The organism is Streptomyces sp. B15 (assembly GCF_018070605.1).
GTDB classification, from domain to species: Bacteria; Actinomycetota; Actinomycetes; order Streptomycetales; family Streptomycetaceae; genus Streptomyces; species Streptomyces smyrnaeus.
Genome location: NZ_JAGPXJ010000030.1, coordinates 51,618 through 64,015 on the forward strand (window position 1 = coordinate 51,618; position 12,398 = coordinate 64,015).

Consider the following 12,398-nt stretch of genomic DNA (forward strand, 5'->3'; position numbering starts at 1 on the left):
TCACCATGGGAGGGTGGCTGGTCGGTGGGAGTTCTGGGTCGACCGGGGCGGGACGTTCACCGATGTGATCGGGCGCCGGCCGGACGGCACGCTCATCAGCGCCAAGGTGCTGTCCCACGACCCCGGGCGGCCCGACCAGGACGCCGCTGTCGCGGGGATCCGCACGCTGCTCGGCCTGTCGCCGCACGACCCCGTCCCGGCCGACCGGATCGACGCCGTCAAGATGGGCACCACTGTCGCGACCAACGCGTTGCTGGAGCGCAAGGGCGAGCCGACGGTCCTGGTCACCACCCGAGGCTTCCGGGACGCCCTGACGATCGCGTACCAGAACCGGCCGCACCTCTTCGACCGCCGTATCGTGCTGCCGGAGGCGCTCTACGACCATGTCGTGGAAATCCCGGAGCGGATGGGCGTGGACGGCACCGTCGTCGAACCGCTCGACCGGGAAGCCGCAGCGCGGGCTCTGCAGGAGGCGCACGGCGCGGGGTTTCGCAGCGTCGCCGTCGTCCTGCTGCACGCCTACCGGTACCCGGCGCACGAACGCGAGGTCGCCCACCTCGCGGACGAAGCGGGGTTCTCGCAGGTGAGCTGTTCGCACGAGGTCAGCCCGTTGATCAAGCTGGTGTCGCGCGGCGACACCACCGTCGTGGACGCCTACCTCTCGCCCGTGCTGCGCCGATACGTCGACGAGGTGGCACGCGAACTGCGCGGGGTGCGGCTGATGTTCATGCAGTCGAACGGCGGGCTGCGGGAGGCCGGGCACTTCCGGGGCAAGGACGCCGTGCTGTCCGGTCCGGCCGGCGGCGTGGTGGGCATGGCCCGCAGCTGCGCCGAGGTGGGGCACGAGCGGGTCGTCGGGTTCGACATGGGCGGTACCTCCACGGATGTGTCGCACTACGCGGGCGCCCTGGAACGGGTGTTCGGTACGCAGGTCGCGGGGGTGCGGATGCGGGCGCCCATGATGGACATCCACACCGTGGCGGCAGGCGGCGGCTCGGTGCTGCACTTCGACGGTGCCCGCTACCGCGTCGGCCCCGACTCGGCGGGTGCCGTCCCGGGGCCCGCCTGCTACCGCCGAGGCGGTCCGCCGACCGTCACCGACGCCAATGTGCTGCTGGGCCGCATCCGCCCCGCGCACTTCCCGGCCGTCTTCGGCCCCGCGGGCGACCGGCCCCTGGACGCGGAGGCGGCCCGCGCGGGCTTCGCGCGGATCGCCGAGGAGACCGGCGACGGGCGCACCCCCGAGCAGGTCGCAGCCGGCTTCCTGGAGATCGCCGTGCTCAACATGGCCAACGCCGTCAAGAAGATCTCCGTGCAGCGCGGCCACGACATCACCCGCTACGCGCTGGCCGGCTTCGGCGGCGCCGGAGGGCAGCACGCCTGTGCGGTGGCCGACGCACTGGGCATCCGCACGGTGGTGGTGCCGCCGCTGGCCGGGGTGCTGTCCGCCTACGGGATCGGCGTGGCCGACGCCACCGCGCTGCGCGAGCAGTCCGTCGAGAGCGAGTTGACCGAGGAGCGGCTGGCGCAGGTGCGCGACGTGTGCGCCCGGCTGGAGCGGCAGACCCGGGACGAGTTGCGGGCCGACGGTCTCCCCGACGAGGCGATCACCACGAGCGCCCGGCTGCAACTGCGGTACGCCGGAACGGACGCCGCGCTGACCGTCCCGCTGGACGGCGCGTCAGAGATGGCCGAGAGCTTCGCGGCCGAACACCGGGCGCGCTACGGCTTCCTCATGGACAAGCCGCTGGTGGTCGCCACCGCGATGGCCGAGGCGACCGGCACGGCGGGCCCGGTCGGCACCCGCACGGCCGCATACGAACCGGGGGAGGGCAGCCCGGAACCCCTTGAGACGGTGCGGATGTTCGCGGGCGGTTGCTGGCGGGACACCCCGCTCCACCGGCGGGAGGAGCTGCGCCCCGGCCGGCACGTGACCGGTCCGGCCCTGGTCGTGGAGGCCGACGCCACCACGGTGGTGGAACCGGGCTGGCAGGCCGTGGCGGATCCGCGCGGGCATCTGCTGCTGACCCGGGTACGGACGCGGGAGGCCGCGCCCGCGGTGGGCACGAAGGTCGACCCGGTGCGGCTGGAGATCTTCAACAGCCTCTTCATGGCCATCGCCGAACAGATGGGCGTCCGACTGGAGAAGACGGCGCACTCCGTCAACATCAAGGAACGGCTCGACTTCTCCTGCGCGCTCTTCGACCCGGAGGGAAACCTCGTCGCCAACGCGCCGCACATCCCCGTGCACCTGGGCTCGATGGGCGACTCCATCAAGGAGGTGCTGCGGCGCACGGAGGGCACGATGCGCCCGGGTGACGTCTACGCCGTCAACGATCCGTACCACGGCGGCACCCATCTGCCGGACATCACCGTGGTGACCCCCGTCTTCGACCAGCATGGCGGCGGTAGGGCAGCCGGCAGCCGGTTGCTCTTCCTGGTCGCCTCGCGCGGCCACCACGCCGAGATCGGCGGTCTGACCCCCGGCTCCATGCCCGCCTTCAGCCGTACCGTCGAGGAGGAGGGCGTGCTCTTCGACACCTGGCTGCTGGTGCGCGACGGGCGGTTGCGCGAGGAGGAGACGCGCGCCCTGCTCACCGGAGCCCGCCACCCCTCCCGCGACCCGGACACCAACCTCGCCGATCTGCGCGCCCAGATCGCCGCCAACGAGAAGGGCATCGCGGAACTGGGCAAAATGACCGATCAGTTCGGCCTCGATGTCGTACAGGCGTACATGCGGCACGTGCGCGACAACGCGGAGGAGTCAGTACGCCGCATCATCACCCGGCTGAGCGACGGCAGCTGTACATACGAGACGGACAGCGGCGCGGTCATCCGGCTGTCCGTCACCGTGGACCGCGAAAGCCGTACGGCGCTGCTCGACTTCACCGGCACCTCGCCGCAGCGGGACGACAACCTCAACGCGCCCAGCTCCGTGGTGAGGGCCGCGGTGCTCTACGTCTTCCGGACGCTGGTGGACGACGACATCCCGCTCAACAGCGGCTGTCTGGCCCCGCTGGAGGTCCGTGTCCCGGCGGGTTCGATGCTGGCGCCCGTCCACCCTGCCGCCACGGTCGCGGGCAACGTGGAGACGTCGCAGGCCGTCACCGGCGCGCTCTACGCGGCGCTCGGCGTGCAGGCGGAGGGCTCGGGCACGATGAACAACGTCACGTTCGGCAACGAGCGCGTCCAGTACTACGAGACGGTCGCCAGCGGTTCGGGGGCGGGGCCCGACTTCGACGGCGCGGACGCGGTGCAGACCCATATGACCAACTCACGGCTGACCGACCCCGAAGTGCTGGAGTTCCGCCACCCGGTGCGGGTGGAGGACTTCCATGTGCGCCGGGGCAGCGGTGGTGCGGGCCGCCGACGGGGCGGGGACGGGGTGGTGCGGCGGCTGCGCTTCCTGAAGCCGGTGACGGTCGCACTGCTGGCCGGACACCGGCGCGTCGCCCCCTACGGGATGGCGGGTGGTCTGCCGGGCGCGCTGGGCGCCGATGTCGTCGAGCGCGCCGACGGCACCCGCACCGAACTGGCCGGGCGCGATGTGGCCGAACTCGGCGCGGGGGACGCCCTGGTGCTGTACACCCCGGGGGGTGGCGGCTACGGCACCCCACCGTCGCCGCCACCTGCCGGTTGACGCGCCCCCGTATCGCGCCGTCGGACCCCTCTCCTCTCTCTTTGGCGTCAACCGGAGGATTGTTGAACGATGCCGCATTCCTTCTGTTGTCCCCCTCCCGGAACTGCGCTTCACTTCACCCATGAGCGACAACGTGCTGGACGAACTCGACGACGACCGGAAGTTGTTGGGGCGCACCAGCACCGCCGAGCGGGTCGCCGGCATCCTGCGCAGCCGGATCATCGAGGGCGGGTTCCAGCCCGGTGTGCGACTGGCGGAGGAGGAGATCGGCGCGGCGCTGGGCATCTCGCGCAACACCCTGCGCGAGGCGTTCCGGCTGCTCACCCACGAGCAGCTGCTGGTGCACGAGCTCAACAGGGGCATGTTCGTCCGCAAGCTCACCGTGGAGGACCTGGAGGACCTCTACCGCGTCCGCCGTCTGATCGAGTGCGCCACACTCCGGCAGCTGTCGGCACCCCCCTACCCGCAGCGGGCCGTGCAGGCCATGGAGGAGGCGGTCGCGGCGGGGCGGAGCGCGGCGGACGAGCTCCGCTGGCGGGACCTGGGGACGGCCAACATGCACTTCCACCAAGGACTCGTCGCGCTGGCCGAGAGCCCGCGCACCGACGAGATGATGCGCGGAGTGCTGGCCGAACTCAGGCTCGTCTTCCATGTGATGGAAAACCCCCGCCGCTTCCACGAGCCCTATCTGCCGCGCAACGAACAGATCCTGCGTACGCTCCGCAGCGGTGACGCGCCAGGTGCGGAGCGGCTGCTCGCCGGCTACCTCGACGACTCCCGCCGCCAGCTCGCGCAGGGGTACGCCCGCCAGCTAGGCTGACCGGTCGGTCCCAAGCGGTACGCCGTACGCGGGCCCGGCCGCGGCAACCGTCCCGGACCGTGACAACCGTGCCGTTTCGGATCTTGTCAGTGCGACCGCTTAATGTGTCCGTCGTGACTGAGAGCGCCGCCACGACGAGCACCCCGGCCAGGACAGGTGTATCCGCACCCTCCCCGGCGCCGGGCCCCGCAGCCGACGAGGGCCTGGCCCGCCGCCTGCGTGCGCTCGCCTGCACGGCGCCGCTGCACGATCTGGACACCCGCAAGGCCAACCTCGCGGGGGAGTACAGCACCTACGAGATGGCCGAGCTGGCACTGGCCGCCATCGACCTGGTCACGCTCCAGATGGACTTCGACACCGGCGCCGACCACGAGCAGATCGTCGCCAAGCTGCTGCCCCGCGTCGCCGCCCAGGCCCCCAGCCGCGAGCCCGCCGAACACGAGCGGGTGGCCCGCTGGGTGCTGGAGAACATGATCAACGTCGGCAGTGTCGACCGCGGCTTCCGCGCCGTCTACGGCACGTTCGGCCCCGACGGCAGCTATGTGCGGCGGGACTACGACTTCAAGCTCATCGAGGAGGTGCCGGGACCCGGCGGCAGCGTCTATCTGCGCACCACCGACGAGGCCGTCAATGTCCTGGTCGGCGCCCTCGACACGGACGTCACCAGCGCCCAGATCGCCGCCGAGGTCAAACTGGAGGTCCTCATCAGCCGCGGCCGGCTGGCCGACGCCCAGCTCGCCGCCGAACAGGCCCGCTACCGCACGGTGCAGTACGCCGAGACGCTGCGCCGCACCCTGGAGGCCACCCGCCGGGACGTACGCGCCGTCGACTGGCTCAGCGCGGTCCCCGACATGATCACCGAAGCCCTCGACCACGTAGCCGACCGCTACCGCCACGAGAACGCCATCCTCACCAACATCCGCAAGGCCCGCGACGAAGCTGCCTCCGAACGGGGCCCCGACCACAAGCGCCGCGCCGCCGAACTCGTGGACATCGTCAAGGACTGCATCCGCCGCCACACCCAGCTCCAGTCCCGGCTGCTGGAGGCCGGCCCGCTCTTCCGTGCCGAACAGGACCGCCAATCCTTCGCACCGCCCGCGGCACGCGCCGGACTCGACCTGTACGGCCAGCTCCTCGCGCCCGTACTGCCGCTGCCGCTGGAGCAGGCCGCCCGCGTGACCGACGCCTTCTTCGCCCGGGGCACCGGCCTGCGCACGCCCGGCGCCGTCCGCCTGGGCGACCTCACCGACATGCTGCTGACCCCGCCCGCGCCCCGGGAGCATCTGGGCGCCGAGATGCCCGAGCCCGATCTGGTCGCCACGCCCGACGACAGCCGCTTCAGCGAGGAGCAGTTCGCCGCCGCCATGGAACTGCTTGAGCTGCCGCCGGACGCGCCTCGCCGGCTGTCAGGACTGCTGGCCGACGCCCGCCGCCGCGGCGAGCCCGACCTGCCGTACCTCATCGCCCTGCTGGCCGTCCACGCCGCGAGCCCGCCGGTCGGTACGGCCTACCGCCAGGGCGAGGAGCGGTTGTTGTTCGCCGTCGACGACGGCACACCGCTGGAGGATCCGGAATTCGGCGGCGCTGATCTGATCGTCGGCACGGCCCTGCTGGACGCGGCGGGTATGACAGCGGCCCGGACGGAAGCAGCATGACCAGGCGGAGCGCAACAGCAGCGGCAGCACTGGAAGGCCGAGAAGCACGTGACTGACCACCCACCGGAGCACCACCCCGACGAGACGGCGGGGGAGGGCAGCTGCGCACCACAGGTGACGCCCGCCGACGCGGCCGACGCGGCGCGCCTCGTCTCGTTCGGCCTGCACCCCAAGCTGGCGCCCGCCAGGGACGCGGAGTACACCGAACTCCTCCGCCGCTACCGCGACGAACCCGCCTTCGCACGGCTGGCCGATGCCGTCGCCACCGGACTGGGCCTCGTCGTTCTGGAGGTCTCCACCCGGGCGGGCATGGCGCTGGCCGCCGCCGAGGACTCCGTCTTCGCGGTCCGGATGGGCGACTACGCCCGTCGCGCGGGTGCCGACTCGGCGGACCGCTTCCTGCACGGCCTCGCCCATCTGGCCTGCGCGGCCATGGCCTTCCCCCGCCCGGAGGACCTGGCCGACGACGGGTACATCGGCCGCATCACCGTCAACGGCGTCGACTCGTTCGTCCGCCAGGCGTGCCGCAGGCTGGAGGAGCGGGCCGAGGCCGAGGGCGAGAACACCGACCCGGCCACCGACGCACCGGGGCTGGAGGCGGCCTGGCGGGTCTACGCACGGCGCAGCTCCACGGGCGCCACCAAGGACGCCCGCAGGCTGGCGGGTTCCACCACCGGCATCATCGCCAAGGCCGTCGCCTTTCTCGCCGACTCCGGGTTCCTCCAGCGCACCGGGGACGACGCGGGCGGCACCTACCGCACCACCGCCCGCTACCAGCTGCAGGTCCGCGACATGGCGGGCAGCGCCGCCATGGCCGAGCTGCTGGAGCTCGGCGTCGTCCCGGTCTCGGACGGCACGGCCAGTCTGCTGCCGCCGTCCGAGGAGGACGGCCTGGAGCTGGCGCCCGACGCCGGATTGCCCTTCCACTCCTGACGCACTGCCGCTGACGCACTCCCGCCTCTGACCGAGCCCCGACCCCGCTCCGGCCCCGCACCGCCCGCCCCGACCAACGAGAGCCCCGCCGCCATGTACGAGCTGTCCCGGATCCGCCTCTACTCCATCGGGCCCGCCGGTGCGCGCTATGCCGACACCGTGTTGGACCTGCGCGGAGTGGGCGAGCCCGTGCCCAGCCCGGCACCGGCGCAGGCGGACTTCTTCGAGGAGGAGCCGCAGGGCCCGCCCCGCCGCCCCGCGCCCGCCGGGGTGCTCTTCCTGGAGAACGGCGGCGGCAAGTCCGTGCTGCTCAAACTGATCTTCTCGGTGATGCTGCCAGGTCACCGCAACACCCTGGGCGGCGCCAGCTCGGGCGTGCTGCGCAAGTTCCTGCTCGCGGACGACTGCGGCCATGTCGCTCTGGAGTGGCAGCACACCAGGACCGGCGAGACGATCGTCGTCGGCAAGGTCAGCGAATGGCGCGGCCGGCAGGTCTCCGGGGACCCGCGCAAGTTCGCCGAGGCCTGGTATTCGTTCCGGCCGGGTCCCGGCATGTCCCTGGACTCCCTCCCGGTCGCCGAGTCCGCGGCGCTGCGGCCCCGGGCCGAGGGCACCTCCTCGGCGCGCGGCAGACGACGCACCATGAAGGGCTTCCGCGACATACTGACCGAGACGGGCAAGGCGTACCCGAACCTGGATGTGGTCTGGGAGGAGATCCACGAGCGCTGGAACGAGCATCTGACCGTGCTCGGCCTCGATCCGGAACTCTTCCGCTACCAGCGCGAGATGAACGCCGACGAGGGCGAGGCCGCGGGCCTGTTCGCCGTCAAGAACGACTCGGACTTCACCGACCTGCTGCTGCGCGCCGTCACCGACACCCGCGACACCGACGGTCTGGCCGACCTGGTGCACGGCTTCGCGCACAAGCTCGGCCGCCGTGCCGAGCTGACCGCCGAGCGTGACTTCACGGCCGGCTCCCTGGACCATCTGCACCGCATCACCGAAGCGGCCGAGGCCCGCGCCAGGTCACGGGAGATCCACGCCGGAGCCGAGCGTCGCACCCGCCACGTGGCCCACCGGCTGGCGGCGCGCGGCACCCAGGAGCGTGGCCGCGCCGCCGAGCTGGCCCAACAGCTGGAGCAGTCCCGGGAGTCGGTCACCGCAGCCGAGGACGCCCGCACCCGTGCTTCCCGGATCGCCGCCGAACTCGCCTATCGGCACGCCTCGCTGGCGCTGGCCGCCGCCGAGAAGTCGGCAGCGGCGCAGAAGCGCGAGCTGAGCGAGGCCCGGACGCTGTACTCCGCATGGCAGGCCGCCGAGACCGTCCTCGCGCACCGGACGGCCGCCACCGAGGCGCAGCGGGCGCGCAGCGAGACCGAACATCTGCGCCAGCGCCTCGCCGAGGTGGAGCAGGAGATGGACCAGGCGGTACGTGCCGGCTGGCTCGACGACAGCGACCCGGACGCCGACCCGGCGCGGGCCGCGCTGGCCGCCAGTGACGCGGAGAAGAGCGCCGTCGCCGCCTTCGAGTCGGCCCGGGAGACGGCGGCACGGAGCGCCGGGCGCGCCCGCGAACTGGCGGACAGGCACGCGAGCGCCGAACTCGCCGCCGCCCGCGCCGCGGACGCCGCCGAAGCCGCCGAGGGCTCCTACACGGCAGATCGTGCCACCGCTGAGACCCTCGGCGCCGAGGAGCGGCTTGCCGACCTGCTCGGACTGCCCACCGGTCCGGCCGCGGGCCCGGCCGGACCGTCGCGTGCGGCCGTCCCCGGCCAGCGGGTCGGGGGCGGTTCGCCCGACGCGCGCGGTCGCGGAGGGGCGGACTCCGGCCCGGGAGCGGATACCGGCCCCGAGGCAGCCCCCGGCAGCGGCACCGGCACCGTGCCGGGACAGGGCCGTGGCCCGGGTGCCGGGGCCGGAGCGGACCCGGCCGCACCCCGCACGGGTCCGGGCGGCGCCGACGCCGCTCCCCAGGGCCCCCTCACGGCCGAGGAGCTGGACCGCAACGCCGAGGCGCTGCAGGAACTGCTGGACGAGGGCGTGGCCGCCGCCGAGCGGCAGCTGTTCGAGCTGCGTACCGCGGCGGCGGACGACGCACGGATGCTGGGCGCCCTCGGTGACGGCGGGCTGCTGCCGCCCGGCCCCGATGTGACGGCCACCGTCGAATACCTGGGCGAGCACGGTGTTCCCGCGCTGCCCGGCTGGCGCTATCTCGCCCAGGCCGTGGACTCCGCGGACCACGCCGCGGTGCTCGCCGCACGGCCCGAACTGGTCGACGGGGTCATCATCACCGACCCGGACAGTCACGCGCGCGCCCGCGAGGTGCTGGCGGGTGCGCCGCTGCTGCCGCGTTCCGCCGTAGCCGTCGGCACCTCCGCCGCACTGCTGGCCCCGGCCCCCGCGCCGGACACCGGCGGGGGGTCGGGCGAGGCCGGTGACGTGTTCCTCGTGCCGCCCAACCCGGCGATGCACGACGAGTACGCGGCCGACGACGAGCGCCGCCGGCTGCGCGAACGCGCCGCTGCGCGGGACGAGGAGATCCGCGCGCTGGCGGCGCGGCTGTCCGCCGACCGCGCGTTGGCGGCCCGCCTCGCCTCCTGGCGCAGCGGCTGCCCCGAGGGCCGTCTCGACGAGCTCGCGCGCGGCGCGGAGGAGGGCCGGGAGGCCGCGGAGGCTGCCCAGCAGCACCTCGCACAGGTGCGTGAGGCCCGAGCGGAGGCCGACGAGCAGGCCGCCGAGACCGCCCGTGTCCGCGACGAGCGCCAGGAAGCGGCCCAGCGCGCCCGCCGCAGCGCCGACGCGCTGGCGGGCCTCGCCTTCCGGCTGCGGGAACGCGCCCAATGGCAGACCCGGCTGCGGGAGCTGGCCGACGACGTCGCCACCTCGCAGGAGCGCGCCGAGCAGTGTCTGGAGCGGGCGCGTTCGGCCGACGAGGACCGCCGCGCCGCCCAGCGCGCGGCTGACGACGCCCGCCGTACGGCACGTGCCCTGCGCGCCGAGCGGGCCGAGATCGCGGGCGTACCCGACGGCCCGGAGGAGGAGCCGGAGCCGCCTCGGACGGTGGAGGGGGCGGACGGCGGGCCCGCGGACCCGGCCGGCGAGTCCGCCGCCGGGCCCGAGCGCACCGCGTCGCTGCCCGACCTGCGCGAGGCCTACCGTTCGGCCTCCCAGCTGTACGAGAAGGTCGGGGTCGGCGCCGATCTGCGTGCCGAACAGGCCCGCGCCGAGGGCGACGAGTCCGCCGCCAAGGCGGCGCTCGACCGGCTCAGCAACAAGGTGCGCACCCGTGCGGCCCAGCTGCTGGAGGGCCCGGACGGCGCCGACGGCCCCACCCGGCAGGCCGCGGCGGCCCGCGCGGAGGCGCTCGTCCAGCGGCTGGAGGCACGCAACTCCGACGCCAGCGAGCAACTCGGCAGGCTCCGCGGCGAGGCCGAGCGCCTCGCGCCCGGCGAGGGCGACTGCCACACCCGGCTCCCGGACGAGCTGGTGCCCGCCGACGCCGCACAGGCCCAGACGCTGCTGCGGACGGCCAACACCGAACTGGCGGCCCGCGGTGACGAACTGGAAGCCGCCCGCGCCGCCCACGCCGCACTCCAGCGCGCACACGCCGCCGCCGAGGACGCCGCGAGCGGTTTCGACGAGACCGCGGCGACACTGCGCGACCTGCTGCGCGACCCGGCCGGTCCCGCCCCCGGCGAACAGGACGGCGAAGAGCCTCCCGAGCCGTACGCGGGCACCCCCGCGGAGGCCCGGCAGGCGGCTGCCGAGGCGCGGCGCTCACTGCGCGGCTGTGCCGCCGACCTCACCGCCGCCGAGCAGGCCGTGCGGGAGGCGTGCGATGTGCTCGTACGGCACGCCAACTCCAGCCGCTACGAACAGGTCCGTACTCCGGCGCGGCAACAGGTGCGCGAGCTGCCCGCCTCCGCACTGCCCAGGAAGCGGCGTTCGCGCCTCGGCTGCGGGTGCTGACGGACGAGCTGGCCCAGTTGGAGCGCAACCGCGACAGCATCGTGGACAGGCTGCGCGGGCTGGTCGAGTCCTCGCTGACGACGCTGCGTTCGGCACAGCGGCTCTCCCGGCTGCCGGAGGGGCTGGGGGAGTGGTCGGGCCAGGAGTTCCTGCGCATCCGCTTCGACGACCCCGACCAGGCCACGCTCACCGAGCGGTTGGGCGAAGTCATCGACGAGGCCACCCGCGCGGCCGTCCGCAAGAACTCCGACCTGCGCCGCGACGGTATGACGCTGCTCCTGCGCGGGGTGCAGGCCGCACTGCAGCCGCGCGGCGTCTCGGTGGAGATCCTCAAGCCGGACGCCGTGCTGCGTGCCGAGCGGGTCCCGGTCGGACAGATGGGCGACGTCTTCTCCGGCGGTCAGCTGCTGACCGCGGCCATCGCCCTCTACTGCACCATGGCGGCGCTGCGCAGCAACGATCGCGGCCATGACAAGCACCGGCACGCCGGAACACTCTTCCTCGACAACCCCATCGGGCGGGCCAACGCCACCTATCTGCTGGAACTCCAGCGGGCGGTCGCCGACGCGCTGGGCGTCCAGCTCCTGTACACCACGGGGCTGTTCGACACGACGGCGCTGGCGGAGTTCCCCCTGGTGATCCGGCTGCGCAACGACGCGGACCTGCGCGCGGGGCTGAAATACATCAGCGTTGAGGAGCATCTGCGGCCCGGTCTGCCCCAGCCGGAGGCCGAGGAGGGCGAGCCCGCGGTGCACGGCGAGATCACCGCGACACGGATGTTCCGCCGCCCCGACCCCGAGCCGTCCGACGCCCGGGACGCCCCGCGTGGGCAGTCGCCGGAGCCGGATGCCCGGCCGGACGTGCCCGCCCCTCATCCGCCGGGCGACGCGCCGGACGGGGCGCATCTGCCGCAGTCCTGACGTCGCGGTCGGCGCTGGGCGCGTGCGCGCCGCCGAGCTCCGCGCCGGTACGCGGCGCGGGGTGGCGGTCGGCCAACGCCCGCCGTCTGGCCGCGCTGCTGGGCTCGGAGACGACCCCGTGCCGCTGAATCCACACCTGGCGAGTGATCCACACGTCGAGCACCGCCCACGTCGCCACGACGGTGCTGCCGATGGTGGACAGCACCATCGGAAAAGCCAGCCATACGGCGGCCATCGAGCAGAAGAACGCGACCATGAGCTGCACCAGCGTCAGCGCCGCGATGATCACTGCTCGCACCGCCGCCGCCCGTACCGGGTCGGGCAGACGGGGCTTCGCATACATCCTTTTCACTCCCCCTTCACTACCCACGATCCTCGCACGGTTCCGCAAACGTGGGCTGTGCCACAGACTTCGAACGTCCAGCGGGGCATCGACGGACAACTCAGGATGAGGCACCCTG

The 12,398-nt window shown here is 73.5% G+C and carries 5 protein-coding genes and 1 pseudogene; all 6 read left to right on the forward strand.

The features are described 5' to 3' along the window. Nucleotides 1-13: 13 nt before the first annotated feature. The 6 genes and pseudogenes from KBY19_RS16240 (at nt 14) to KBY19_RS16265 (ending at nt 12,389) form a co-directional block, all read left to right on the forward strand. Nucleotides 14-3,640 carry a hydantoinase B/oxoprolinase family protein gene (locus KBY19_RS16240; RefSeq protein ID WP_210966004.1) on the forward strand — a complete coding sequence of 1,209 codons (3,627 nt, stop codon included), beginning with the start codon at nt 14-16 and terminating at the stop codon, nt 3,638-3,640. A gap of 121 nt (nt 3,641-3,761) precedes the next feature. Then, nucleotides 3,762-4,460, forward strand: a complete 699-nt coding sequence (locus KBY19_RS16245; protein WP_210956281.1) for a GntR family transcriptional regulator — start codon at nt 3,762-3,764, stop codon at nt 4,458-4,460. Nucleotides 4,461-4,573: 113 nt separating this feature from the next. Beyond that, on the forward strand, nt 4,574-6,115 hold the full coding sequence (locus KBY19_RS16250; protein WP_099878418.1) for a hypothetical protein: 1,542 nt from the start codon (nt 4,574-4,576) through the stop codon (nt 6,113-6,115). Between the two features lie 114 nt (nt 6,116-6,229). Beyond that, entirely contained in the window at nt 6,230-7,048 is an 819-nt protein-coding gene (locus KBY19_RS16255) for a hypothetical protein (protein ID WP_307843522.1), read from the forward strand. Between the two features lie 93 nt (nt 7,049-7,141). Then, nucleotides 7,142-11,937 (forward strand): annotated as a pseudogene (locus KBY19_RS16260) (hypothetical protein). A 143-nt stretch (nt 11,938-12,080) separates the two neighbouring features. Continuing rightward, on the forward strand, nt 12,081-12,389 hold the full coding sequence (locus KBY19_RS16265) for a hypothetical protein (RefSeq protein ID WP_180289558.1): 309 nt from the start codon (nt 12,081-12,083) through the stop codon (nt 12,387-12,389). Nucleotides 12,390-12,398: the final 9 nt, after the last annotated feature.